The sequence below is a fragment of the Acinetobacter sp. ANC_7511 genome, from assembly GCF_056779975.1.
In genome coordinates, this window is the sequence record NZ_JBWYIY010000001.1 from 24702 (window position 1) to 48911 (window position 24210).

At 37.0% G+C, this 24210-nt stretch carries 28 protein-coding genes; 15 read left to right on the forward strand and 13 right to left on the reverse strand.

Annotation, left to right across the window (positions count from 1 at the left end):
• Positions 1–4: 4 nt before the first annotated feature.
• Positions 5–727, reverse strand: coding sequence for an SGNH/GDSL hydrolase family protein (locus AC1M9L_RS00105; RefSeq protein WP_481587907.1), 723 nt, complete (start codon positions 725–727; stop codon positions 5–7).
• A 147-nt stretch (positions 728–874) separates the two neighbouring features.
• Between AC1M9L_RS00105 and AC1M9L_RS00110 the strand changes: the two genes are divergently transcribed.
• Complete coding sequence (locus tag AC1M9L_RS00110) at positions 875–2251, forward strand: alpha/beta hydrolase-fold protein (protein WP_481590968.1); 1377 nt, start codon at positions 875–877, stop codon at positions 2249–2251.
• Positions 2252–2275: 24 nt separating this feature from the next.
• Here the strand turns inward: AC1M9L_RS00110 and AC1M9L_RS00115 are convergent, their stop codons facing one another.
• From AC1M9L_RS00115 to AC1M9L_RS00130, 4 genes are read right to left on the reverse strand one after another with little or no spacing between them, the layout of a single operon-like run.
• Entirely contained in the window at positions 2276–3019 is a 744-nt protein-coding gene (locus AC1M9L_RS00115) for an SDR family oxidoreductase (protein WP_179997992.1), read from the reverse strand.
• A 31-nt stretch (positions 3020–3050) separates the two neighbouring features.
• Positions 3051–3749: a histidine phosphatase family protein gene (locus AC1M9L_RS00120; RefSeq protein ID WP_481590969.1), complete on the reverse strand. Its 699-nt coding sequence runs from the start codon at positions 3747–3749 to the stop codon at positions 3051–3053.
• Positions 3746–4867, reverse strand: coding sequence for a phosphotransferase family protein (locus tag AC1M9L_RS00125; RefSeq protein WP_481590970.1), 1122 nt, complete (start codon positions 4865–4867; stop codon positions 3746–3748). The genes AC1M9L_RS00120 and AC1M9L_RS00125 overlap by 4 nt, the downstream gene beginning before the upstream one ends.
• A gap of 27 nt (positions 4868–4894) precedes the next feature.
• Positions 4895–6136, reverse strand: coding sequence for an acyl-CoA dehydrogenase family protein (locus tag AC1M9L_RS00130; protein WP_481590971.1), 1242 nt, complete (start codon positions 6134–6136; stop codon positions 4895–4897).
• An 89-nt stretch (positions 6137–6225) separates the two neighbouring features.
• On the opposite strand from AC1M9L_RS00130, the gene AC1M9L_RS00135 reads away from it, so the two are divergent.
• From AC1M9L_RS00135 to AC1M9L_RS00150, 4 genes are all read left to right on the forward strand, one after another.
• Positions 6226–7140, forward strand: coding sequence for a LysR family transcriptional regulator (locus AC1M9L_RS00135; RefSeq protein ID WP_481590972.1), 915 nt, complete (start codon positions 6226–6228; stop codon positions 7138–7140).
• Positions 7141–7280: 140 nt separating this feature from the next.
• Positions 7281–7835 (forward strand): thermonuclease family protein, encoded by a 555-nt coding sequence (locus AC1M9L_RS00140; protein ID WP_035267796.1) that lies wholly within the window; start codon positions 7281–7283, stop codon positions 7833–7835.
• 100 nt (positions 7836–7935) lie between these two features.
• A complete protein-coding gene (locus AC1M9L_RS00145; RefSeq protein ID WP_481590973.1) occupies positions 7936–8385 on the forward strand; it encodes a MarR family winged helix-turn-helix transcriptional regulator in 450 nt (149 codons plus the stop codon).
• Positions 8382–9590 carry an MFS transporter gene (locus AC1M9L_RS00150; protein ID WP_481590974.1) on the forward strand — a complete coding sequence of 403 codons (1209 nt, stop codon included), beginning with the start codon at positions 8382–8384 and terminating at the stop codon, positions 9588–9590. The genes AC1M9L_RS00145 and AC1M9L_RS00150 overlap by 4 nt, the downstream gene beginning before the upstream one ends.
• A 49-nt stretch (positions 9591–9639) precedes the next feature.
• On the opposite strand, the gene AC1M9L_RS00155 is transcribed toward AC1M9L_RS00150, so the two are convergent.
• From AC1M9L_RS00155 to AC1M9L_RS00175, 5 genes are all read right to left on the reverse strand, one after another.
• Positions 9640–10242 carry a nitroreductase family protein gene (locus AC1M9L_RS00155; RefSeq protein WP_481590975.1) on the reverse strand — a complete coding sequence of 201 codons (603 nt, stop codon included), beginning with the start codon at positions 10240–10242 and terminating at the stop codon, positions 9640–9642.
• A gap of 245 nt (positions 10243–10487) precedes the next feature.
• Positions 10488–10979: a hypothetical protein gene (locus AC1M9L_RS00160; protein WP_035267803.1), complete on the reverse strand. Its 492-nt coding sequence runs from the start codon at positions 10977–10979 to the stop codon at positions 10488–10490.
• 241 nt (positions 10980–11220) lie between these two features.
• On the reverse strand, positions 11221–12045 hold the full coding sequence (locus tag AC1M9L_RS00165; protein ID WP_481591123.1) for a DUF4760 domain-containing protein: 825 nt from the start codon (positions 12043–12045) through the stop codon (positions 11221–11223).
• A gap of 269 nt (positions 12046–12314) precedes the next feature.
• Positions 12315–13709, reverse strand: coding sequence for a class II fumarate hydratase (fumC, locus tag AC1M9L_RS00170; protein WP_481591124.1), 1395 nt, complete (start codon positions 13707–13709; stop codon positions 12315–12317).
• 110 nt (positions 13710–13819) lie between these two features.
• The gene (locus AC1M9L_RS00175; RefSeq protein ID WP_481590976.1) at positions 13820–14821 is read right to left on the reverse strand and encodes an NAD-dependent epimerase/dehydratase family protein; all 1002 of its coding nucleotides are present in this window, start codon (positions 14819–14821) and stop codon (positions 13820–13822) included.
• 71 nt (positions 14822–14892) lie between these two features.
• On the opposite strand from AC1M9L_RS00175, the gene tusD reads away from it, so the two are divergent.
• The 4 genes from tusD to AC1M9L_RS00195 are packed head-to-tail and all read left to right on the forward strand — an operon-like array spanning position 14893 to position 16312.
• Complete coding sequence (gene tusD / locus AC1M9L_RS00180) at positions 14893–15261, forward strand: sulfurtransferase complex subunit TusD (RefSeq protein WP_481590977.1); 369 nt, start codon at positions 14893–14895, stop codon at positions 15259–15261.
• Positions 15262–15305: 44 nt separating this feature from the next.
• Positions 15306–15656 carry a hypothetical protein gene (locus tag AC1M9L_RS00185; protein WP_035267809.1) on the forward strand — a complete coding sequence of 117 codons (351 nt, stop codon included), beginning with the start codon at positions 15306–15308 and terminating at the stop codon, positions 15654–15656.
• A 5-nt stretch (positions 15657–15661) separates the two neighbouring features.
• Complete coding sequence (locus tag AC1M9L_RS00190; protein ID WP_035267811.1) at positions 15662–15961, forward strand: DsrH/TusB family sulfur metabolism protein; 300 nt, start codon at positions 15662–15664, stop codon at positions 15959–15961.
• Between the two features lie 27 nt (positions 15962–15988).
• A complete protein-coding gene (locus AC1M9L_RS00195) occupies positions 15989–16312 on the forward strand; it encodes a TusE/DsrC/DsvC family sulfur relay protein (protein ID WP_179998007.1) in 324 nt (107 codons plus the stop codon).
• A gap of 247 nt (positions 16313–16559) precedes the next feature.
• Here AC1M9L_RS00195 and AC1M9L_RS00200 read toward each other — a convergent pair whose 3' ends face one another.
• On the reverse strand, positions 16560–16931 hold the full coding sequence (locus AC1M9L_RS00200; protein WP_180027827.1) for a hypothetical protein: 372 nt from the start codon (positions 16929–16931) through the stop codon (positions 16560–16562).
• On the reverse strand, positions 16931–17281 hold the full coding sequence (locus AC1M9L_RS00205) for an immunity protein Imm33 domain-containing protein (RefSeq protein WP_035267817.1): 351 nt from the start codon (positions 17279–17281) through the stop codon (positions 16931–16933). Before AC1M9L_RS00205 ends, AC1M9L_RS00200 begins: the two co-directional genes overlap by 1 nt.
• 152 nt (positions 17282–17433) lie before the next feature.
• Here AC1M9L_RS00205 and AC1M9L_RS00210 point away from each other — a divergent pair, with 152 nt between their 5' ends.
• From AC1M9L_RS00210 to accC, 5 genes are all read left to right on the forward strand, one after another.
• On the forward strand, positions 17434–18051 hold the full coding sequence (locus AC1M9L_RS00210; protein ID WP_481590978.1) for a LexA family protein: 618 nt from the start codon (positions 17434–17436) through the stop codon (positions 18049–18051).
• A gap of 28 nt (positions 18052–18079) precedes the next feature.
• Positions 18080–19411 carry a Y-family DNA polymerase gene (locus AC1M9L_RS00215; RefSeq protein WP_035267823.1) on the forward strand — a complete coding sequence of 444 codons (1332 nt, stop codon included), beginning with the start codon at positions 18080–18082 and terminating at the stop codon, positions 19409–19411.
• A gap of 236 nt (positions 19412–19647) precedes the next feature.
• On the forward strand, positions 19648–20103 hold the full coding sequence (aroQ, locus tag AC1M9L_RS00220) for a type II 3-dehydroquinate dehydratase (RefSeq protein WP_035267826.1): 456 nt from the start codon (positions 19648–19650) through the stop codon (positions 20101–20103).
• An 18-nt stretch (positions 20104–20121) separates the two neighbouring features.
• Positions 20122–20541 (forward strand): acetyl-CoA carboxylase biotin carboxyl carrier protein, encoded by a 420-nt coding sequence (gene accB, locus AC1M9L_RS00225; RefSeq protein ID WP_035267829.1) that lies wholly within the window; start codon positions 20122–20124, stop codon positions 20539–20541.
• Between the two features lie 15 nt (positions 20542–20556).
• Positions 20557–21921, forward strand: coding sequence for an acetyl-CoA carboxylase biotin carboxylase subunit (accC, locus tag AC1M9L_RS00230; protein ID WP_035267832.1), 1365 nt, complete (start codon positions 20557–20559; stop codon positions 21919–21921).
• Positions 21922–22004: 83 nt separating this feature from the next.
• Here the strand turns inward: accC and AC1M9L_RS00235 are convergent, their stop codons facing one another.
• A complete protein-coding gene (locus tag AC1M9L_RS00235) occupies positions 22005–22487 on the reverse strand; it encodes a hypothetical protein (protein WP_035270703.1) in 483 nt (160 codons plus the stop codon).
• Positions 22488–22739: 252 nt separating this feature from the next.
• Here AC1M9L_RS00235 and AC1M9L_RS00240 point away from each other — a divergent pair, with 252 nt between their 5' ends.
• Entirely contained in the window at positions 22740–24206 is a 1467-nt protein-coding gene (locus AC1M9L_RS00240) for a GGDEF domain-containing protein (protein WP_481590979.1), read from the forward strand.
• Positions 24207–24210 lie beyond the last annotated feature (4 nt).

The window sequence follows — 24210 nt, forward strand, 5'->3', positions numbered from 1 at the left end:
CGGTCTAACTTTTCGATCTACAGTGATTTTGAATAATCGAACTAATTTTTTTTGCCCAAAGCTGATAGATTTCTTTACTTGGATGAAATCCATCCTCAGCCATCTTCAAATTGAGTTGTTTATACTCATCCAAATCATATTTAACCAATTCAAATTTTGGTTGTGGTTCAATCCAATTTTCCAATTCAACATTCATTTGATGGGCATATTTTCCAAACAACCAAGCTAAAGGATTTGGTAATGCAGGAAACTCATTCATCGGTGGAACTCCAGTCGCGATAATGAGCTTGGGTGAAAATTTCTCAGCGATCAGTGAATATAATTGTTCTTGTAGGCAGATCCATTTTTGTGGTGAGATGAGCTGTGTTACATCATTGACCCCTATCGAAGTTACTACAATATCAAACTGATCGTTATTAATAGCCTGTATAGTTCGAATTACATCTGAAGTACGATTTCCAGTTTTTGCAATTAATGACCAGCGAATTTGAAAATGATCTCTTAGTTCTTGTAACAATGTTCCGCTTAGCGCATCTTCTTGAAATTGCACACCCACACCAGCAGCAGCTGAATCACCTAAAATTAAAATTGATATTTGAGGGCCATTACCAACCAAACCATTTCTTTCCCCCAAAGCTTCTGCTAAACGAGGTGTATTTTTCTTGACTTGGTAACCTTGCACAAGTAAAGCTGGAATGAGTGCGATTGTCGCTAATTTAAGAAACATGTATTTGATTTTAGGTTTTGATATTTCCTATTTTAAACGATTTTTTGATATTTTCATTGCTATTTATTATTGAAAATAATTATCATTTACATAATTAATTCAAAGCTAAAATCCATGAATCATCCTATCAAATTTTTTTGTATATTGATGTTAGTGAGTTCCGCAGTAAGTGCTGATCTCTCTGTAAATCATTCATTACAAGTCAGCACTCAATCCTATGCCCCTGTATGTGAGGATATGGATGCTAAAAGTAAGGTGCTTCAACAAATCCAAAAACAGATTCAGATGTATCCTGATCAAAAAAATCATCTCCTCGATCAATTTTGGTCGGAAATTCGTAAAAATCAAACCCCAATAATTGAAGATTTTAATGAAACACACCAACGTGTCATTTATTTATATCGTGGTACAAAACACAATGTGCGATTAATCGGTGGTCCGAGTAATGATCATGAGTGGTTAACTCGACTTAAAGGTACTGATATTTGGTTTAAAGAAAGTATTGTCGATTCAAGATTTATCGGAAGTTATAGTTTTGCTGTGGATTCACCGAATATCGATGGATATTTATCAAATTACTGTCCACATTTAAACCCAAATTTAAAAGAATCACGAGATCAGCGTCGATCTATTTTAAAGGTACAACAACTCGACCCTTTCAATCCTCATAAGTGGTTTGATTCTAAAAACATTGCCTTAAAAACGAATACCACGCTGAGGAATGAAAATATCGCAAAACTCAGTCGAGCGCCCAATTTTATTGATCCAACTCAAATGGCTGAAAAAAGTGAAAAACAATTAACTTCTTCCGTGTTGAAAAGTAAAGTTTTGGGAAATGATCGTCTTATTCAGATTTATGCAACTCCACCTCAAGTCGGAAAATCATATATCACTCTGATTTTTTTTGATGGTGAACAATATGCGCATTTAGTTAAAGTTCCCCAGATATTAGATCAGTTGGTTGAACAACAGCAACTCCCACCTATACAGGCTGTTTTTGTTGGACACCCAAATGATCAATTACGTGCTAAAGAACTTAGCCCCAATCCAGAATACACACAGTTTTTTCAAGAAGAATTATTGCCTTGGATGAGTCAACATTTGCCCAACCAACGTGATCACAACAAAACAGTCTTATTGGGTTCAAGTTTAGGTGGTCTGAGTTCTGCTTATTTGGCGTTAAAAACATCCAATGATATTAGTCACGTCGTGTCACTTTCTGGTTCATTTTGGTGGAAATCTGATCCAAACGATACAATCAATGGTATGAGTAAACTGATCAGAGCTTCAACATTAGACAATACAAAGAAACTCAATTGGTATATTTCAGCCAATAGCTATGAAAATTCGAGACAAAATAATAGCTTAAGCATTCTAGAAACCTCTCCGATTGTCGCTCAGGATTTAATCGATCAGGGACACAATGTTCACTATCAAGAATATATAGGCGGACATTCATATGCCGTTTGGCAAATCGTCATACAAGATGCTTTGAAATATTTCTTTAAAAATAAATCCCACTAAATGTGGGATTTATAAGACGTTATTTTAACTCAGCTTATTGACGAGCTGAAGCGGTAAAACCTTCATTGCAAAACCCAATGGCAACCATGGCCACTTTGGTACATATGCTTTGACTGGTTGCTTTTCGATTGCTTCAGCTAATAGTCGTGATCCTGTGGCTTGATCGACCTCAAAAGGTAATTTTCCAGCACCTTCATTAATTTCAGTTCGAATGTAACCAGGATAAATCGTTGAAACTTTAATTGGTGTTCCAAGAAGTTCAGCCCGAATCCCTTCGGCTAAATGCGCAATTCCCGCTTTACTGGCAGCATAAGCTGTAAGATGTTTTGGCATACCACGCAAAGCACTCATCGACGAAATTACAACTAAATGTCCTGAATTTTGAGATCTAAAAATTTCGACCGCTGCTTCACATTGTGCCATCGCAGAAATAAAATTAGTTTCAACTGTTGCTTTATTAATCGCAAAATTACCTTTACCGATACGACGTCCTTCGCCCACACCAGCATTGACTATAACTCGATCGATAGTGCCTAGCTCATCTTTAAACTCTTTAAATACACGGAAGACTTGCTCATCATCCGTGACATCCAATACCTTCGCACTTACTTTTACCTGATAGCGTTGTTCTATTTCATCTTTTAAAGCATACAACCTTTCTAAACGACGAGCACAGATCGCTAGGTTATATCCTTTTTTTGCAAACTCTTGTGCCATCCCAGCACCGATACCTGAGCTTGCACCTGTAATTAATATAGTTTTGTTCATTCCATTTTCTCTCTATGGCATATAGCCTTGATCAAATCCAAGTGAGCAAATCACGATCTTGTTCTTTTAAATAATGATGTTCATTTAAACTGAGTAATTGTGGTTCTGTACCAACCAATCTTAAGGTGGTAAAACTGGTATTAGTGATTGCCCAGTTCAATGCAAAAGTTTTGTCTGCACTTAAACCAAGTAAATGCCCTGCAACGACAGATATCACACCACCAGACGTATAAACTACGGCATAGCGAGGTTTTTCCTTTTCAAGTTGTACACATAGTTTGTTCAAGCCTTGAAGTACTCTTTGCTGAAATTGAAGCCAGCTTTCGTCATAATCATGATGATGATCACCATTGGTCCAACGTTGAATTGCACCTTCAAAAATTTTTCCTAAATAGGCACGTGGATCTACCGCTTGACCAACATCTTTTTTAAGTAATGCAGGATCTGCAAAACGTGGTTCATATTTTGCAAACACTTGTTGATGATTGAACTCGTTCCAATGTGGATCGATATCAATATGACTGTCAGGAAAACACTCATTCAAAGAGATATCCGCCGTCTGCTGATGACGTTTCATCGAGCCAGCTAATACATAAGGCTGCTCTTGTATTAACTTTTGAAAATATTGTCCCAACACACGTGCTTGAACTTCACCTTTCTGAGAAAGCTGATCATAACTTTCAGCACCAAATGAAGCTTGACCATGTCTGACCAAATATATTGTCGTCATCTTGGCAGAATATCCTGTAATTTTGCGAGATAAGTTTTTGCAATTTCATTCGCTTCAAGCTTTTGTATACCTATAAGTTTTAAAGCACGAATATGTAATGCATGAATCACAATCCAAAAATCCTTAAATGCAGGATTATCCGTTTGTTTATGGTAATAACGATAATAAATTTGTTGTGCTATGACCGCTAATCTAAAGATCCCAAAAACTTCATAGAACGTCCAGTTAGATGGCTTTAGTCCTGTTTTTTCTAGGTAATAATCCACAACTTCTTTACGTGTAAACATGCCTTTAAGATGTGTAGGTTGTCGACGTGTCGATTTAAAGATCATATTGTCGTTTTCTTCAACCCAATATGCTAAGGCTGATCCTAAATCCATAAGTGGATCACCAATTGTCGCCATTTCCCAATCCAACACCCCGATGACCTCAGTAGGCTGTTGAGGATTCAAAATGACATTATCAAAACGCCAATCGTTGTGAATAATACAGTTGGTTGAATCCTCAGGAATATTGTCTTTAAGCCAATTTCGTACAAACTTAAAGGTCGGCACATTGATGGTATGGGCTTTGTCGTAGCGACTGTCCCAACCTTCGACCTGACGACGGCAGTAACCCTCACCTTTTCCAATTTGCTCAAGAGCTGTTCCTTGATAAGGAACTTGGTGCAATTCAATCAATTTGTCTAAAACATTTATACAAAGCTGATGCACATCAAATTCAGTGAGTTTTAGTTCTGGTGGAAGCTTTGCCCTTGGTATAATTCCCTCGATTCGCTGCATCACATAAAAATCGCATCCGAGTACAGATTCATCCTGACATAATGCCAGCATTTTGGGCACGACTGGATATAGATCTTTTAAAGCTTTCTGAACATTATGTTCTCGAACCATATCATGAGTAGATTTGGCTTTGGTTCCTGCGGGTGGTCTTCTTAATATCAGATCTGCATTGCTATATTTTAGCCGGTATGTCCAGTTTGAAGCTCCACCAGAATATTGTGTAACTTCTACAGGCTCAATCACTTCCACACCATTTTGATTTAACCAGTTTGTGACTGAAACGATATCGAGCTCTTCACCACGTCTGACTTGCCCTGCTGTATCTATAACTGACATATTTCTTCCTTAAATCGAGTGCTCATCTTATTGAGAATGACGAGTTGAAAAACCACGTTTCGCAAGTTCCAATTTTGCAATCATGCCTTTATGCACCTCATCTGGCCCATCTGCCAAACGTAATGCACGCGCTTGTGCAAAAAAACCTGTCAATGGCGTATCTCTAGATAAACCTGCACCGCCGTGAATTTGCATTGCCATATCGACAACTTTTTCCAAAACACTAGGTGCAACGACTTTAATTGCAGAGATTTCAGTGAGTGCAGCCATATTGCCCAGTTTATCCATTTTATATGCCGCATATAAGGTCAAAAGACGTGCTTGATCGATGGCAACACGCGCTTCCGCGACTCTTTCCAAATTACCACCAAGTTTCAAAATTTCCTTACCGAATGCTTTTCTTTGCATTCCACGATCAATCATTAATTCCAATGATTTCTCAGCAGCACCGATACAACGCATGCAATGATGAATACGTCCTGGACCAAGTCGCCCCTGTGCAATCTCAAACCCTTGACCTGCTCCACCAATAAAATGAGTGACTGGAACACGAACATTATTAAAGGTTACTTCTCCATGACCGTGTGGCGCATCATAATCACCAAATACAGGTAACATTCTTTCAATTTTTACGCCCTCAGTTTCAACTGGAACTAAAACCATTGAATGTTGTTGATGTCGACCTTTATTTGCGTCTGGTGTATGTGCCATAAATATAATGATTTTTGCATTAGGATCGCCTAAACCCGAAGACCACCATTTGCGTCCATTTAAAACAATTTCGTCTCCCTCAATTACAGCAGTGGCTTGCATGTTCGTCGCATCTGAAGAAGCAACTTCTGGTTCAGTCATGCAAAATACGGATCGAATTTTTCCGTCTAAGAGAGGTTTTAACCATTGCTCTTTTTGTTGTTCTGAGCCATAGCGCCAAATTAACTCCATATTACCGCTATCTGGCGCATTACAATTGAAAACCGTAGGAGCCAATAAACTACGGCCAGTTAACTCAGCAATGTGTGCATATTCTTGAACTGTTAAACCTTGACCAAATTCTGGGTCTGGTAAAAAAAGATTCCACAAATTTTGCGATTTAGCTTTTTGTTTGAGTACTTCAAGTTCTGCTGGCCACATCCATGATGTCCAATCATCACTTGAATTTAATTGATGAGCTTTATGCCAAAATTCTTGTTCTATAGGCTCTATTTCGTCTTGAATAAAGCGTTGTGCTAAATCATAAAAGTGTTTAGCTTTTTCCGTTAATTGAAACATTAATCCCTCGAACTATATTCTCATCACGCTTTACATCAACATAGCTTGAAACCTACTATGAAAGAAATGATTTATTTAAATATTACTTTATGAATAGAATTCATCAGGAATCTGTGGATCTGAGCGCTTTTTCACACATTGATATCAATCTATATCCATTATTTATTGCGATATACGAACATCAAAGTATCAGTAAAGCCGCAAATTTGATGTGTATTACACAATCTGCAGCCAGTCACGCTTTACAGCGATTAAGATTACAATTGAAAGATGATCTTTTTATCCGAAGTGGTATAAAGATGGTTGCGACACCCTTTTCACATCAAATTTATCCACGAATAAAAGAAACATTAATCACAATTCAGCATATCTCGACTCATCATATATCTTTTGATCCACTGACGATTCAATCTATTCGTATAGCAATTCATGATGAAATTGAGCCTTTAATTTTTCCGCAGTTAATCCGTCATTTTCGTGATTTAGGACTAGCGACACGGTTTCAAAGTATCAAATTAGATCGAACTAATTCGGCAAAAGATTTATTGTCACAGCAACTTGATTTAGTGGTCGATCTTCAACAGAAAGTTGATGAGAAAATTTATTTTAACCCTTTAGTGAATGATCGCTTTGTCATATGTGGTTTGACAACCATCGAAAATTTAGAACAATACAAACATGCCCAACATATTGGTGTTTCATCAAGGCATTCTGGTGTGCTTATAGAAGATTTACATTTTAAAAAGTTGAATATTCAACGTGATATTTTTTTACGCTGTCAACATTACTCAACAGCACTACAAATTTTGAAGGAGTATCCTGACACATTGTTAACCTTACCTTTTAGTATTTTAAAAAATTTAAAATTACCTCAAGATTTAAAAATTTCTGAACTCCCTGTTGAATTTCCTTTAATGAAAATGGGAATTTATTGGAATTCACAATTAGCATCACATCAAAAGTTTGAATATTTAATTTCAGAAATTAATAAAATTTTTGCTTAGGCTATTTGTGGCGGTGATAGATGATAAAATTTAGGCTATTTAGTTGAAAATCTGTGTCAACACCATCTGTTCAATATTGAATCAAACACTCACTTCGAGTTGATTTATCATATTAAGGCTTGTTTTCTCTTGTATTTTCTATGTTTGATCAACTCCCTGCATCATGGCTCATTGGGCTTGGGGCAATTTTATGCTTGTTACTTCTTATTATCTTCAGACAAATATGGATTTATCTTCTTCAAGTATTTAAACCTTTTAAAAAAGGAAAAACTTATTGGTGTCGTGTTACAGCGGTGAGTGATGGTGACACCCTCTCCTGCCATCGTTTGAATTTGAGACGTTCTAAAACTAAATTACGTTTTGCTTTTGTAGATGCGCCTGAATCTAATCAAAGTTACGGGCTTGAATCCCAACGCTTAGTTAAGAAAATGGTTCAAGGTAAAATTGTTCGTGTAAAAATCACGGATATTGATCGTTATGGACGTTGCGTGGGTGTGGTCTACCGCTATCGCAAGAATATGAATGAAGAATTAGTGAGGCGTGGTGGTGCGTGGGTTTACGAAGAATACATACGTGATCCAAAGCAATTAAAATATATGATCTCGCTACAAGATAGTGCAAAACGCAATAAACGTGGTCTCTGGCGCGGGACCCGTCCTATTCGACCAAGTACTTTTAGAAAACAAAAAAACTAATATTTTCAGTACCCTGATTATCAATAAGTGCATTACGCTTGATTCGTCTAATTATTGAGCGTAAATTCAAGCCAACAAACTAGTTAGCTTGGTTAACTATATGCAAAACTCTCCCAAATTCCGTGTCGTATTGCTGCGAAGTGCGCGACTCTTTAGTGACCGTTTAAATGATATCTTGGCTCAATACCAACTGAACTATTCAATGTGGCAGTTGATTTATCATATCTATGATCATGACTCCATCACTTCAATTGATTTGGCTCATGAACTCAATGTTTCTAAACCATCAATTGCAAAACGCATTAATACTTTACATAAATTAGATGTTATTCAGTTTTTAGAATCATCTGATAAACGCCAAAAATTAATTCAATTAACCGAAAAAGGTAGAGATCTTTATCAAATTTGTACAATTCAGATTGATCAATTTGAACAACAGTTTTTGAATCAAGTAAATCCTGAAGACATTGCTCAAAGTGCTGAGACACTTCAGCTGTTTTTGTCTATTTTAGAGCGTGATAAAAGCTTAAATATTGTGGAGGAGTTATGACTATTTCCTCAAATCAAGTTGATCAGCCTCTTTGGACACGTAATTTTATTTTGGTCAGTTTAATTAACTTTCAATTGGTACTGACTTTTTATCTTCTTGTTATTGTCATTGTGGGATTTTCGATAGCAGAACTTGGAGCGACGACGGCGCAGGCCGGTTTAGTATCAGGACTTTTTATTGTGGGTACACTGATTGGGCGTTTATTGGTGGCTAAATTCCTCGTTAAATTCGGTTCTAAAGTCACCATGCTGGTCGGACTGACTGGATTTCTCATATTTTCAGGCTTTTATTTTCTCCATTTAGAGGTTGGAACTTTATTAATCGTTCGATTCTTGCATGGCTTTATGATGGGGGTTGTCTCCACCGTATTTGGCACAATGATCGCTCAAATTATTCCAGCAACTCGTCGTGGTGAAGGTATAGGTTACTACAGTATGAGTAGTACTTTAGGAACTGCAATTGGACCATTTTTGGCAATCTGGCTAATGCTTCATGTCAGTTACAACATTATTTTTGCCCTATCTTCAATCCTTGCAGTTTTATGTTTAATTACAGCATTATTTATTCAAGTTCCTCAATTGCATCAGGTTTCGTCTATACCTGATCAGGCCCATACTCAAAATAGTTTTCTATCTCAATATATTGAAAAGAGCGCCTTACCCATTGCTCTGATCATATTGGTAAGCTCCCTCTTTTACTCTGGTGTTCTATCGTTTATTAATTTTTATGCCAAAGAAATTGATCTGGTTGAAGCAGCATCATTTTTCTTTCTCATTTATGCGTTGACGATTCTGCTCTCTCGTCCTATTACGGGACCACTGATGGATAAGAAGGGCGAAAATATAATTATGTATCCTGCCTTTCTCATTATGGCACTTGCATTCTTCTTGTTGAGCCAAGCTAACAGTTCGGGTCTTTTGTTGATTTGCGCAGGATTATTAGGTTTAGGATACGGTAATATCCAATCAATTTGCCAAACAATAGCAGTAAAAAGTACTAGTTTGGAACGGATGGGATTTGCAACCTCAACTTACTTTATCTTTTTAGATGCAGGTTTAGGATTCGGTCCTTATTTCTTAGGTTTAGCTTTAGTTTTGATCAGTTACCAACAACTCTATTTATATAGTGCTATTGGTACTATATTTTGCATTGTCTTATATTATGTATTACATGGGAAAAACGTTCGAAATACAAAAATTGCTTAGGCTATTTATAGGTTTAAAAAAAGCACTCCGATGAGTGCTTTTCCATATTTTATTTAAACACTTTAAAACGTGTAGCGTCGTCAATATAGCCTTTATCGAAAGCTTCAGCTTCCTTAGATCCAAATACCAATTGTGCGCGTAGTTTCCACGAAGCTGGTATAGCCCATTCAGTTTGGACTTGATCATCTACAATCGGATTATAATGTTGAAGGTTTGCACCTAAACCTTCTGTATGTAAAGCTGTCCAAACCGCAAACTGTGCCATTGCTGTTGAATGTTCCGCCCAAATTGGGAAGTTTTCCGCATACGAAGGATATTTCTCTTGTAAGTCAGTGATTGTATCCATTTCTTCGAAAAATAATACAGTGCCTACGCCTGCAGCAAAGCTATCCATTTTTGCAGAAGTTTTTGCTGCACTCGCCTCGTCCTTCGCATATGACTTTAGCTTCTCTTTCACAAAGCCCCAAAACTTTTCATGTTCAGCGTTAAATAAAATCACCGCACGTGAAGATTGAGAGTTAAAAGATGATGGGCTTTGTTTAATCGCATTCTGAATAAGATCTGTTAAGTACTCAGGAGATTGTTCAACTGCTTTTCCTAAAGCATAAATCGTACGGCGTTTTTGAATTAAGTCTAAAAATTGATTCGACATTTTCTGAAATCCTTTGGTATTTCCTCGGGGAAATACGATACTATGACCTTTAATTCTTTAGAAATACTTAACCAAAGATTAAATATTCAACAAATCAAATATGTTGTAGTGTTACATTAAGCATTTATCAGACCAACATCTATCCATTTTGAACCCTAATTCGAAGATTTGATTATATTCGTATTTTTTTTACCCAATAGTAAAAAGCCCTCCATGATAGAGGGCTTTTCTTGGCATATGTAAGCTTAAAATTTAGCTTCAAGAACCTGAGCCGATACTTGGTTTTTCCATAGGGAGCGTAAGGTTGGCAAATAGAATTTTTCACCTAACTCCACTAATTCAGCATCAATCGCCGTATGGACTTCATGCATGAACAAATAGTCTAAATCTACCGTACTGAGCTTAGGTTGTTCTTTAGAAAACTTCGCTCTTTTTTGTTGAGCAGTTTTTACTAGCTGATCTGCAAATTCACGATTTTTGAATTGTGTAATGGCATTCAGACGCAGTTCAATCACACCCCAACCTGTCAGTAGCAGTTTGAAGGTTTCAAAATCTTTTGTTGTTGATTCCCATGTCATGTCTTCTAGATTTTCATCTTTAGGTAGAACAGGAAGTAGTAATTCCATAATACTTGGGAAGATTTTTTTAAAGTTAAGAATAAATTTAACAGGATGTTCACCTGGATAATCTTGAAATTGAACATTTTTTTGAACATCTGTTAAATATATATCGAGCATTGAAAATTTCCGTAGATTGGCTGTCTTAAGTCTAAGATAAGAACTTTGATACAACAGCAATTAAAAGCAATGCGTATTTTAACAATTGTGACGAGTTAATCAATCTCATAATAATTACATGACTATGTGATGAAGTTTTTACTTATTTTTTTAATGTTTTACAGTTATCGCATAACAAATCTTCCTCTGTTGAATATTTCGTTAATTTCTCTATTAATCTCATGATAGCTATCATTATTAGCTACCCTGAGCCCGTTAAAATTGTTAATGTAATGTTCCGAAGATTATTAAATTTATGTTTCTTTCTATTCTGAACTTCTTCATCAATACCTTGCTTACAATTGATACATTCTGGTTCTTTGTTCTCTTCCCACCTTTTATGCAAAATTTCGAGTTGATTGTAAATTTTAGGACTATCAATCTCTCTTAAATATTCAATTACAGGTTGGAAGGGATTGTAATTAGCTTTAAGTATTGATTTGAAACTACTTTTTATTAAGTCTTCATCTAAGTTGTTATGTCTGATTCCAATTGCTACAAATTCTAAAAAATTTAATAAATATGTTACAGCCGATTTTTCCTCATCTTCCAATGAATTAAATTTTTCTCTAGTCAATTGCACTTTATCTTTCGACTCTACGTTTTGATCTTTCCCCAAATTCCTTCTTATTTTGGTTGCAATATCAACCTTAGCAATATACGCAGTAGAATTCCTACTATTCATCAATACTTGTACTGAATGACTTCTTATAGTGTTTATAATTTGCACCCTTGAAGTAAAAATCCAACCAAAAACGGCAGCTATAGCTGCTAAAACCGTAACTAATGCTGTTGTTTTAAACTGCCCATCTGTATTCTCTATATCAAAATTTAGAAATTTATAATCTTCAAAAAAACTTTTCCAAATTAATATTTCTACAAACGTGATACCTAATAAAATTAAGATGAGAAGGAGTTGATTACTACTTCTAATCTTAATAAAGAAATTATCTCTACGATAAATATAAAATAAGCAATTACAGTGACATATGGAATTATCAGAAGATAAGTATAAAAGAAATTCAATTTTATTTTACTCAAAAATAAAGCACCCTAATGGATGCTTTTTTATTACACAAATTTAAATGAGTCTCAACCTAATCCATAGCCTTCTTCAAGGATTAGACGAGCTTTATAATTATTCATGATTGTCTCCTTTGTAAAAGCCTTAAGTGACGTATGAAAGGTCGTTATATAAATAGTATTCTGAAATGAATAATTGGTCTATATATTAAAGACAGTTGCTTGTCAATATATGTTATCAACTTTCAAATCATAAAATTCAGCAAATCAAAATCACTTCACATTAGGTGAAACCATATTCTCAGGTACAACGACTTCATCAAACTGCTCAGCTGTGACTAAATTCAGCTCTACAGCAACTTGTTTAAGTGTTTTACCTTCCTTATATGCTGTCTTAGCAACTTTTGCCGCGTTCTCATAACCAATCACAGGATTCAATGCAGTCACTAACATCAACGAGTTATGCAAGAAATAATCAATCTTATCTTGGTTCGGCTCAATCCCCACAGCACAATGCTCATTAAAGCTATTACATGCATCACCTAGCAGCTGAATTGATTGCAGTAAATTATAAGCAATAACCGGCATAAAAACGTTTAATTCAAAATTACCTGAAGCACCAGCGATATTAATCGTCGTGTCATTACCCAAAACCTGCGCAACAACCATCGTCATAGCTTCACTTTGAGTAGGATTCACCTTACCTGGCATAATACTCGAACCTGGTTCATTTTCAGGAATACGAATCTCCCCAAAACCACAACGAGGACCACTCGCTAACCAACGAATATCATTGGCAATCTTATTTAAACTCGCAGCAAGCGTTTTCAGTGCGCCAGAAGCAAATACTGCAGCATCACGTCCTGCTAGTGCTTCAAACTTATTTGGTGCAGTCACAAAAGGTAAACCCGTAAGCTCAGCCAATTTTTTTGCTGCATTTATAGCATAATCAGGATGAGCATTTAGACCTGTCCCGACAGCTGTACCACCTAATGGCAATTCATATAACCCTTCTAAAGCTTGCTCTAGACGCTTTAATCCATGATCGAGTTGGGATACGTAACCACTGAATTCCTGGCCTAAAGTTAACGGCGTTGCATCTTGTAAATGTGTACGCCCAATCTTAACGATATTTGAAAATTCTTGAGACTTCTGATGTAAAGTTTCACGTAAAGCTTGAACTGCTGGAATCAGTAACTCATTGATCTGTAAACTAGCAGCGACATGAATCGCTGTTGGAAACGAATCATTTGTAGATTGAGCTCGATTAACATGATCATTTGGGTGAACGGGTTTCTGTGCTCCAAGCGGATTACCCAGTTTTTGATTCGCAATATTTGCAATGACTTCATTACAGTTCATATTACTTTGAGTACCAGAACCTGTTTGCCATACCACTAATGGAAATTGACTGTCCCATTGCCCCGTGATTACTTCTTCTGCAGCATCCACAATATAATTCGCCAATTCAGCAGGAATCTGATTTAACTCAGCATTGGTAAGTGCAGCAGCTTTTTTGACCAGCCCCATACCACGGATCATCGCACGAGGAAGTCGCTCACCGCCAATTTTGAAATTTTGCAAACTGCGCTGGGTTTGAGCCCCCCACATCGCATCACTTGGTACTTCTACATCACCCATCGTGTCGTGTTCTATACGTGTTTGCATATCAACCTCAAATATTTCGCTATTCATTGGAAGAATCATGTTTGATTCAAATTGATCCACCGTTGATTTGATGCTAATCAAAAAAACCATAAATGTAAATGATTATCATTTTAATTATTAAAGGTGCTTTGATAGTATCGCCATTGATCTTCAATCATTTGTTCTAGTGATCGATGTGCTTTCCATTGCAATAATTCTAATGCTTTTAAACTATTCGAACCAATTTGATCTAATTCTTGGAAAACATAATCAGTTTCCTCAGTTCTAATTTTTGTTTCAGTCACTTTTTCTACAGTATTAATCAAGTTTTGAATTGAACTTGGCTGACCTGCGATATCAAATGCTTCGCACGTTGATCTTTGATTAAATAACCACTTTAAAGTTGCAATGACTGCCTCGCACACATCAATGACATGCACAAAACTTCGTTCAACCGTTTGGTCTTTTGTCTTGGCATTCTTTTGTAATTGAATGGAATCGCGCTGCATGGCTGCGACTTGTAACACCAAAGGCAAAATATTTTTAGGTAAAGGGGCAACCACTTCACCCAAAACTCCATGTTCAAAAGCACCAGCTACATTTGCTAGTCTCAGGATCGCAATACTCCATTCTTCGTCCGTTTTAGAGGTATCACGGATGATCTCTTCGATCATTTGCTGGGATTTAATATAAGGGTTTGGATTGGCAAAATTGAGAGGATGTTCTTCATTTAAATTCAAACTCGAAGTGCCATAAACCGCCATACTTGAAAGATGCAATAATGTTCGTACACCAGTTCGTTGCATTGCACGCATCAGACTCATAATGCAACTGACATTATCATTATAATATTCAAGCGGTTTTAAGCGAGACTCCTCTAAAGACTTAAATCCTGCAGTATGTATAACAGCACGGATTGAGTACTGCTCAAAAACTTTATTCAGAGCAGGCGTATTTCTAACATCTAGCTTTACAAAAGGTACATACATCCCAGAAATGTATTCGAGACGTTCAAGTGTTTGTAAATTCGCATTGGCAAGATTATCTACAATGACAACTTCTTGACCATGTGCCAATAAGCTTAAAACAACGTGTGAACCTATAAAGCCTAATCCACCTGTCACTAAAATCATTGTATACTACCTTTTTGTTTAAAAGCCTGAACAAGCTATTTTCAGTTTGATCACCCTATGCGAAGTTTTAAATGAGTACGTTATTACTAATTACCTCGGCACCTAGCTCAATCCATGCTTGGCATGCATTAGGACTCGCACAATCATTGCAAGCGAAAGGCGAAATTTTTCGAGTTTTCTTTTATCAAGAAGGCGTTCAAGTTGCAAACAACTTACAGTGGTCGCCAGATGATCAAAGAAGTCTCAAACAAGAGTGGCAAAAATTAAATATCAAACTTCCTGTTTGCGTAAGTGCTGCCCTAGCACGTGGAATCACTGATGCTGAAAATGCTCAACGCCATCACATTGAGTCCCATAATCTGGCTGAAGGTTTTCAGCTGGTAGGACTCGGTGAATTGGCAGATGCTGTCTCAACTTCAGCATGTCTAGTTCAATTCTAAATTATTCATTTTTCATTGATTGTTGCAATTGAAAGGTAAATTGTGTGAAATCTGTACTGGTTATATTAACCCAATCAAATCTCAACTCGCTACAAGTTCATGAGAGCCTTTCTGCAACCATGGTTTTAGCAACTTTTGGCGCTGAAGTAAAAGTTTTATTGCAAGGCGCAGCTTTAAGTTTACTCCGTTCCGAATTAAGCTTCGAACCCATTAAACATGCGTTTAAACTGGCTTCCAACCTCGTCGATAGCTTTGAGTTTTACGATCTAAGCCCTATTTTGGTTGAATCCAATCAACAAGATAATCCCTTTGTTCAACATACTACGCATGAAATTAAATTTATTGAATTTAATAAAGAGTTAATTCAAAGCTTTGACCATGTGCTGTATTGGTAACTCATATGACCGATAAAACGCTTTATTTAATACAATCTCAATTTGCAAATACTGAACATTGTATTCAACAGGTTCAAAAAACACTGGATACCAATGATGCTTTAGTGCTTATGGGGGATGCGGTGTTGGCATTGTTTACACCATCTGTACTTACGATTCAAAACAAGGTCTACGTTTTAGATCGAGATGCTGAGTTATTACCTTCGCATCTATTGAACGGCGAGTATTTTCAAATTGAAGTGATTGATTACACCACTTTTGCAGATATCATTTTGGGCTTTACACGCTGTATTAGCCTTAAATAAAACAAATTTATTGACTTAGGTTTTACCATGACCACTGAATTATCCCTTGAACTCGATCAAGATGGTCATTTAGTTGACTATACCATTTGGAATGAAAATGTAGCGCAAGTACTCGCGAATACGCTCGAGCTTGAGCTAACAGCTTGGCATTTCGAAGTATTGCATGCGGTTCGCCAGTTCTACGCTCAATTTGGTCATTCTCCTGCAACTCGTCCCTTAATCAAATTTTTAATGAAACACGTCAGCGCTGACATTGATAATGCAGTATTGCAAGAAAGGTTTAAAACAGGCCTAGTTGCTCGCCATCTAAGTCGATTAGCCGGAATACCAAAGCCTGCCAATTGTCTGTAAACCAAAACTACTTTTTGATTTAAATAGCATATCGAGTCAGTTCGTAGCTTTAAAAAATGAATTAATCAGTGAAATAGACATCAAAAAACCCGCTATGCAGCGGGTTTAGACATCACCTAGACTAATGATGGTTAAGATGTCGCGTGTCAATCAGGGAAATTGGAATACGTCAACTCAACGCAAAAAATTATAATAAAGTTCGAGTTATCAATTCAGTCCAAATTCATATCAATATCTGACAAATTTGCTAGTTTGCGCTACACCAATCATCAATTGTCATGCCCGATTGCTGAAAACTCGTAGATTGCTGATTTAAATAAAATTGCGCAATACGTTTCATTACATGTGCTTGTTCAACTTGAATAAACTGGTCTGCTAAACCAACAATGTTTTGATAGGCCTTTAACCTTCCGCATAAAGCAAGTTGTTGCTCCATCGGTGTGGCTGTACTGTGTTCATCATCTAAAATCTGCTTGGTTTGTTCGATCAGCTGCATTTCATGATCCAGTTTTTGCTGATACACCATCTGTTGTGCATCAATCAAATCATTCGCTACAACCTGTTGTGATACAACAAAACTTAAACCTACAAAAATCAACCTCACCCATAACATGCGCATTAGATTCCTAAATCAGGCTCAGCTTTCCAAACATCCTCATAATCATCTCGATCAATCATAAAACGGAAACCTGTTTCCAATGCAAGAAATGGAATTGCGTCGGGTAAAATTTCTTCAAGCTCTTTCACCGTCATCGTCTCAAAAAAATCTTCGCCCTCGCCTAATTCACCACCATAAATAAACCATGCCACTTTCTCACCTGGTTCAGGCTTATTACGCAAACCGACGATTGGCTCTTGATCTAAAGTATGCTTAGCCACAGCAACAACATCATCTTCATTCACTTTGATGTAAGCAGAATCAAACTCCTCACAGACTAATTTTTGCTCTTCAATAAAATCTTGCAACATGGATGATTCCATTTTCATCATAAATTCAGACCTAATTTTAAGCATAGTGTCGTATAAGCACAATCAATCCGACGAAACAATCTGTTTTTACAATGTTTTTTTTGCTATCTTGATTTTGTTACATATTCAAGATTAAATGGGGGGAATTTCATATGAGCAGCAATTCAAATATTTCAGCAACAAATACCGCTTCTCTACATGGTGGTAAACGTGCCAATGCAGGTCGAAAATCACAGTTTTCAGAAAAAACAGTAGTAATGCGTATTCCTGAATCAAAAGTGATTCAAATTAAAGAATGGTTAAAAATACGACCTGAAGATGATTTCAATCAACAAATTGAAATTTCACCAATCCAATTTAGAACACGTTTAAAAATTGCCTATCCTATTGAATCTGTGGCAGCAGGCTTCCCTTCCCCAGCACAAGATTATGTAGAAGGACATATTGATCTAAATGAATACTTGGTTCACAACGTAGCATCTACTTTTATACTACGCGTAAATTCTTTATCAATGAAAAATGCAGGGATTGAAGTTGGTGATCAAATCTTGATTGACCGGAGTTTGAATGCAGAACATGGTGATATCGTCTTGGCGCTGATTAATAATGAATTCACAGTAAAAAGATTAATGTTAGAAAAACAAAATGATGGAACGATCCTTTTATGGTTAAAAGCCGAGAATCCAGACTACCCTGACATCTATCCTCGTAGCGAAGAACAAATCATGGTCTGGGGTGTAGTGACTTGTATTTTAAAAAAACTGAAATAAATTGATCTAAGCAGTTCACCCTACTCCTATGCAAAATATTTATCATCAAGAGATTTTTGCGCTCATTGATATTAATAACTGCTATGTCAGTTGTGAGCGTGTATTTAATCCAAGTTTAAATGGTCAACCGGTCGTTGTTTTAAGTAATAACGATGGTTGTGTCGTATCCCGTAGTGAGGAAGCGAAAGCTCTCAATATTGGCATGGCCGTGCCATGGTATGAAATTGAAAAAGATATGCTTAAAGCTGGTGTTAAAGTATTCTCAAGCAACTATGCCCTCTACGGCGATATGTCTAGTCGTTTTTTCACTATTTTAGAGCAACACTTTCATGCAGATTCAGATCTAGAGCCCTATTCAATTGATGAATGTTTTATTCGCCTAACACATTATCAAAGTCTTTTTGATTTAGAAAAATTTTGTCGAGAATTAGTCGACCGTATTCAACAATGGATCGGTTTACCTTGTTGTATCGGGATTGGTTACAGTAAAACACAAGCTAAACTCGCCAATCACTTTGCCAAAAAACGTTCTGGTTTTAACCGAGTGTGTTCTTTATTGGATTTGGATCCATGCAGTTTTGATCAATTACTTATAGAAACCTCAGTATCGGAAATTTGGGGCGTAGGTCGAAAAATTAGTAAACAACTTGAAAGTTACGGTATTTATAATTGCTATGACTTAACTTTTGCCAATGAACACTATTTGATGAAGCAGTTTTCAGTGCTCATGGGGCGTACCATTCGTGAGCTAAAAGGTCAGTCCTGTATTTCACTAGAAGATCCTGATTTACCGTCTAAACGAATCTTAGCATCACGAAGTTTTGCATCAGCATTAAAGGATAAAGCATTAATCAAGCAAGCCATGATTTTTCATTTAAGTCGGGCTCATGAGCGTTTAACCAAGCAAGAACAATTATGCGCCTGTGTCCATGTGTCTCTTTATGAAAAAATTCCAGTAAAACCATTCAAGAAATCACATTCTCATGTAATTGGTTTGGAATATCCGACGGATGATTTATTAATCCTGACCCATGCAGCACAACAGCAAATTGATGTTTTATTTAAAGAAAATATACGTTATGTAAAAGTTTCCGTCATGTTTTCTGCTTTGAGTGCTAAAAAAACACATACACATGACCTTTGGCAGCCTCATGATTTAATCCAGCAGCGAGATTCACTCATGACAACAATTGGCGCTATGAAAAACCGCTTTGGAAAGCATTGTATTCAAGTGGGCTATCATACCAATCAACAACAATGGAAAATGAAGCAATTGCACCACTCTCCACGCTATACCACCTCATGGTCAGAAATGCTGACTATTGATGACTCACATATGGCGGTTACACAAAACAAATGAATACTTTTGGTCAATTCGGTTTAAAATAGCAGACTCGAAGAATTAAAAGAAAAATGTAATTTTTTAACATTGCCAATTGACTGCAAAGTTCTCAAAATACAGCTCATTGACGACATTGTTTTTTTGCTATTTTTGAAACAAAATATAAATGAAAAGCTTAAAAACATGCCATAATATGCAAACTTTGCAGACATCTTGCAAGGTTATATTGCAACTTTCATATTGGAGCTGTCTTCATGAGTTCGACCATTTTGGTCATACATGGACCAAATTTAAATTTGCTAGGAAAGCGAGAACCTGAAGTTTACGGACATTTAACTTTAGACGATATCAATCATCAACTCATACAGCAAGCTCAAGAAAGTTCAATTCAACTTGAAACCTTCCAAAGCAATTGGGAAGGTGCCATTGTCGACCGAATTCATCAAGCCCAAATTGATGGTATAAAATTTATCATCATCAATCCTGCTGCACTGACCCACACCTCAGTAGCAGTACGTGATGCCCTATTAGGTGTTGCGATCCCATTTATTGAAGTTCACCTTTCAAATGTTCACGCACGTGAAGCATTTAGACACCACTCTTATCTCTCAGATAAAGCTGTCGGTGTCATTTGTGGACTAGGCGCACAGGGTTATTCATTTGCATTAACTCATGCCGTGCAAAAAATTCAAACTTCTACACATCTTTAACCTTAGGAATACGAATTCATGGATATTCGCAAAATTAAAAAGCTCATCGACTTAATGATTGAATCGGATCTTCAATCTATTGAAGTAAAAGAAGGTGATCAATCCATTGCTTTAGCGCGTCGTAATCCTATCGTAGCCGCTGGTGTTGCACCAATACAATCTGCTGCGCCAGAAGCTCCAGTTGTGAAACCAGCTTCTCGTGGTGCTGTTGAAACCTCACCAATGGTTGGCGTGTTCTATGCTGCACCAAGTCCAGGCGAAGCACCATTTGTAAATGTAGGACAAACTGTTTCAGCAGGCGAAACGCTTGGAATTATTGAAGCAATGAAAATCATGAACCCAATTGAGGCAACTCAAAGTGGTGTGATTGAAGAAATTTTAGTTAAAAATGGTGATGTAATCCAATTCGGTCAACCTTTATTCCGCTACCGCGCGTAATCGTTGGGGGTTGGTATGTTGCAAAAAGTTCTCATTGCCAACCGAGGTGAAATTGCACTGCGTATTACACGTGCTTGCAAAACACTCGGTATTAAAACAGTCGGTATCTACTCGGATGCCGATAAAGACCTCATGCATTTACGCTTTGTTGATGAAGCCGTTTGTATTGGTCCTGGTGCAAGTAGCGAAAGTTATCTAAATATTCCTGCAATTATTACAGCAGCGGAAGTGACTGGTGCAGATGCAATTCATCCAGGTTATGGCTTTTTATCAGAAAATGCTGAATTTGCTGAGATTGTAGAAAGTTCTGGTTTTATCTTTATTGGTCCACGTCCTGAACATATTCGCCTTATGGGGAATAAAGTGTCAGCGATTATGGCGATGCGTAAAGCTGGTGTACCAACCGTTCCAGGTTCAGCTCATGCTGTAACACCAAACAATGCCTTGGCCGAAGCAAAAGAGATTGGCTTCCCACTTATCGTTAAAGCTGCTGCTGGTGGTGGCGGTCGCGGTATGCGAATTGTTGAACGTGTTGATACACTGTTGGAGTCTGTACAAGCAGCTCAACGTGATGCTGAAATGTGGTTCGGTGATGATACGGTTTACATGGAACGTTTCCTTCAAAAGCCACGCCATGTTGAAGTACAGGTGATTGGCGATGGTAATGGTCACGCCGTACATTTATATGATCGTGACTGTTCATTACAACGCCGTCATCAAAAAGTGCTTGAGGAAGCTCCTGCTCCGAACCTTCCAGAAGAAGCTCGTGCTGAAATTTTAGCAGCTTGCGTAAAAGCATGCGAATTAATGCAGTATCGTGGCGCAGGCACGTTCGAATTCTTATTTGAAGATGGTGAGTTCTTCTTTATTGAGATGAATACACGTGTTCAAGTAGAACATCCTGTGACAGAAATGGTAACGGGTGTCGATATTATTGAACAACAGCTTCGTGTAGCCGCTGGTCTTGGTTTAAATCTAGAACAAGATCAAATCAAAGTACACGGTCATGCAATTGAATGCCGTATTAATGCAGAAGATCCAACCACCTTCCTCCCATCACCAGGTAAAATCGAGCAATTCTACACACCAGGTGGTGCAGGCATCCGTTTAGATTCTCATATCTATCCAGGTTATAGCATTCCACCTTACTATGATTCGATGATTGCTAAATTAATCGCACATGGTAAAGATCGCGAAACCGCTTTGGCTCGTATGAAACAAGCCTTAGATGAAATGATCTTAACTGGAATCAAAACCAATATTCCGCTACACAAAGATCTCATCCTTGAAGATAAGAACTTTGCAGAACAGGCTATGGATATTCACTACTTAGAGAAACATTTGTTGAAACAGGTACAAGGACATAGCGAAGCTGAGTAATTACAGCTTTACAAGATGAATAAAAAAGCCTCTTTTTCAAGAGGCTTTTTTATTATTGAAGAATAGACTGCAAAGATTTTAGCTTAAGGCAATATACGATTAAGTTTTGCAAAACATTGTCCACCCTTTTCAGATGCACAGAAATTGATTTGATTCGGATTGTCCCATTTTACAAAATATTGAGACAAATCTCCTGCCTGATCTACTTGATTACCAGAGCAGTCTTTTTCGTTGTTCTCATAATTGACTTGCATGACCAAGGTAGGCAACAAGCCCGAAGAGCTGTCTTGAGATGGTTGATACTCAAATAAACCGACCGACCACTCTTTAGCACTATTCACGACCACCTCATTGTTACCACGGAAATTATAATACTCAACACATTTTTTATTATTTGGAATTTCCATTCCCCATAAACCTAAAATTTCTGGGCGCATGTTGATTCGAATATTATTTTCAGGCTGTTGTAAATCAGCACCTTTAGCTTGCGCTTGGACATTTTGATCGGCAGAAGAAAAAGACGTCATTAATAAAAGTAAAGGTGCAAAAAAAACTGTTTTTTTCATACAACATCTATAGGTCAACGTTTAGAGCTAAATTAGCACATTTCAGCAAGAAAACTCATAGAATTAACGTGATAAGAACAATTTTATATAAGAAAATGAATTCCCTATTGATGAAATTTAAATCATCAGCAGTTTAATGCGATCTACTGATTTATTAGTGCAAAAATATATTCTTATCAGAATAATATTCATTCTATACCTCACAGAAAGCTTAAAAATATAAGATTTTATGCAAGGGAATATACGTTAAGTATGACCATATGGATACGAACAGACCTGATTAAAAACAATGCACAATCTTTTTTGATTGTCATGCTCATCATTACACTTTGTGCTTTGGCTGGAATACTTGGTCGACCTCTCTCATTTCTCGCAATTTTCTGGCCTGCAAATGCCATACTACTTGGTCTTTTTTTAAGATTTAGTTATCTCAATAATCTTGGTGGCTGGCTTGGGGCCTTTTCTGGGTATATGCTTGCAGACCTAGGTACTGGCAACACTTTACAACTTACTTGGTTGTTAACTCTTGCTAACTTGCTAAACCCATTAGTGACCTTATACCTACTGAACCGGTTAAAAATCAATTATCAAGAATTCAATAAAGGTCTTACATTTGTTTACTTATTTTTAATTAGTGCTTTTGGAGGGTGCCTAGCGAGCCCAACCTTTGCGATTTTAACCATCCCTTATGTTCCTAACAGCTTTATGGAGCTCAGCCGTATTTTGGTTGATTTTGGCATGTGGTGGAGTGGTGAAATTCTTAACTTTGTCGCTTTTTTACCTATTGTTCTCGCATTACCAAGCAAAACTACAGTTCAACAATATTTTGTAAATCAAAAAAATCAACGTTTAAGTTTGCCCCTTGTCTTACCCTTCATATTTGTCGTTGTATCTGTAATTCTAACTCACTTTTTTATTGGCCCTGGCGCCATCATGTTCCCGATCGGAGCACTCATCTGGGCAGCATTAACCTACAATTTATTGTTGGTTGCAATCATCAACTGCTTTGTATGTATGTTCTTATACAACAGCTTAAGTGCATATTATCTAACAGAATCTCCAGAAGCATTTATTTCGACAACACTGTCTGTTCGCATTGGTCTTTTCATGCTGGCTTTAGGCCCACTAACATTATCAATTATTAGTTTGAATCGCCAAAAGCTATATCACCAAATATTATATTTAGCGAACCATGACAGTTTAACAACGACTATGAATCGCCGATATTTTTATGAAGAAAGCGAAAAGACGATAGACTCAACTCATAGGGAGGCGAAATCCAATATTCACAGCGTGTCTATTCTACTACTCGATATTGACCACTTTAAAAAAATTAATGATCAATATGGACATGAAATAGGTGATATTGTTCTCAAAGACTTTAGCAATATCGTCAGATCTCAAATTAGATCAAATGATTTATTCGGTAGAGTTGGCGGTGAAGAATTTGCCATCTTAATTAAAGATAGTAACCTACCAGCCTGCATTAAAATCGCACAGCGTATATGCGACCGCGTGGCAGAAACACCGATTATGATCAGGCAAAATCAACATCTCAATATTAGTGTAAGCATAGGTTTAAGTTATCAACAACTTCCGTCTGGCACCCCATTCCAACAATTGATTAATCGTGCAGACGTTGCCCTTTATCAAGCGAAATCTGAAGGACGAAATAGATTATGCGTGGATCCGCAATTACTATTTACTCAAACATCATAAGTCA

Excerpts from the sequence above, each read along its gene's own strand:
- AC1M9L_RS00130 (WP_481590971.1), bottom strand. The coding sequence starts at position 6,136 with ATGTTTCAATTAACGGAAAAAGCTAAACACTTTTATGATTTAGCACAA.
- AC1M9L_RS00115 (WP_179997992.1), bottom strand. The coding sequence starts at position 3,019 with ATGAACAAAACTATATTAATTACAGGTGCAAGCTCAGGTATCGGTGCT.
- AC1M9L_RS00190 (WP_035267811.1), top strand. The coding sequence starts at position 15,662 with ATGACCGATAAAACGCTTTATTTAATACAATCTCAATTTGCAAATACT.
- AC1M9L_RS00155 (WP_481590975.1), bottom strand. The coding sequence starts at position 10,242 with ATGTCGAATCAATTTTTAGACTTAATTCAAAAACGCCGTACGATTTAT.
- AC1M9L_RS00110 (WP_481590968.1), top strand. The coding sequence starts at position 875 with ATGTTAGTGAGTTCCGCAGTAAGTGCTGATCTCTCTGTAAATCATTCA.
- AC1M9L_RS00235 (WP_035270703.1), bottom strand. The coding sequence starts at position 22,487 with ATGAAAAAAACAGTTTTTTTTGCACCTTTACTTTTATTAATGACGTCT.
- AC1M9L_RS00205 (WP_035267817.1), bottom strand. The coding sequence starts at position 17,281 with ATGTTGCAAGATTTTATTGAAGAGCAAAAATTAGTCTGTGAGGAGTTT.
- AC1M9L_RS00120 (WP_481590969.1), bottom strand. The coding sequence starts at position 3,749 with ATGACGACAATATATTTGGTCAGACATGGTCAAGCTTCATTTGGTGCT.
- AC1M9L_RS00150 (WP_481590974.1), top strand. The coding sequence starts at position 8,382 with ATGACTATTTCCTCAAATCAAGTTGATCAGCCTCTTTGGACACGTAAT.
- AC1M9L_RS00195 (WP_179998007.1), top strand. The coding sequence starts at position 15,989 with ATGACCACTGAATTATCCCTTGAACTCGATCAAGATGGTCATTTAGTT.
- AC1M9L_RS00200 (WP_180027827.1), bottom strand. The coding sequence starts at position 16,931 with ATGCGCATGTTATGGGTGAGGTTGATTTTTGTAGGTTTAAGTTTTGTT.
- AC1M9L_RS00125 (WP_481590970.1), bottom strand. The coding sequence starts at position 4,867 with ATGTCAGTTATAGATACAGCAGGGCAAGTCAGACGTGGTGAAGAGCTC.
- tusD (WP_481590977.1), top strand. The coding sequence starts at position 14,893 with ATGAGTACGTTATTACTAATTACCTCGGCACCTAGCTCAATCCATGCT.
- AC1M9L_RS00135 (WP_481590972.1), top strand. The coding sequence starts at position 6,226 with ATGAATAGAATTCATCAGGAATCTGTGGATCTGAGCGCTTTTTCACAC.
- AC1M9L_RS00175 (WP_481590976.1), bottom strand. The coding sequence starts at position 14,821 with ATGATTTTAGTGACAGGTGGATTAGGCTTTATAGGTTCACACGTTGTT.
- fumC (WP_481591124.1), bottom strand. The coding sequence starts at position 13,709 with ATGCAAACACGTATAGAACACGACACGATGGGTGATGTAGAAGTACCA.
- AC1M9L_RS00105 (WP_481587907.1), bottom strand. The coding sequence starts at position 727 with ATGTTTCTTAAATTAGCGACAATCGCACTCATTCCAGCTTTACTTGTG.
- accB (WP_035267829.1), top strand. The coding sequence starts at position 20,122 with ATGGATATTCGCAAAATTAAAAAGCTCATCGACTTAATGATTGAATCG.
- AC1M9L_RS00160 (WP_035267803.1), bottom strand. The coding sequence starts at position 10,979 with ATGCTCGATATATATTTAACAGATGTTCAAAAAAATGTTCAATTTCAA.
- AC1M9L_RS00140 (WP_035267796.1), top strand. The coding sequence starts at position 7,281 with ATGTTTGATCAACTCCCTGCATCATGGCTCATTGGGCTTGGGGCAATT.
- AC1M9L_RS00210 (WP_481590978.1), top strand. The coding sequence starts at position 17,434 with ATGAGCAGCAATTCAAATATTTCAGCAACAAATACCGCTTCTCTACAT.
- AC1M9L_RS00240 (WP_481590979.1), top strand. The coding sequence starts at position 22,740 with ATGACCATATGGATACGAACAGACCTGATTAAAAACAATGCACAATCT.
- aroQ (WP_035267826.1), top strand. The coding sequence starts at position 19,648 with ATGAGTTCGACCATTTTGGTCATACATGGACCAAATTTAAATTTGCTA.
- AC1M9L_RS00145 (WP_481590973.1), top strand. The coding sequence starts at position 7,936 with ATGCAAAACTCTCCCAAATTCCGTGTCGTATTGCTGCGAAGTGCGCGA.
- accC (WP_035267832.1), top strand. The coding sequence starts at position 20,557 with ATGTTGCAAAAAGTTCTCATTGCCAACCGAGGTGAAATTGCACTGCGT.
- AC1M9L_RS00215 (WP_035267823.1), top strand. The coding sequence starts at position 18,080 with ATGCAAAATATTTATCATCAAGAGATTTTTGCGCTCATTGATATTAAT.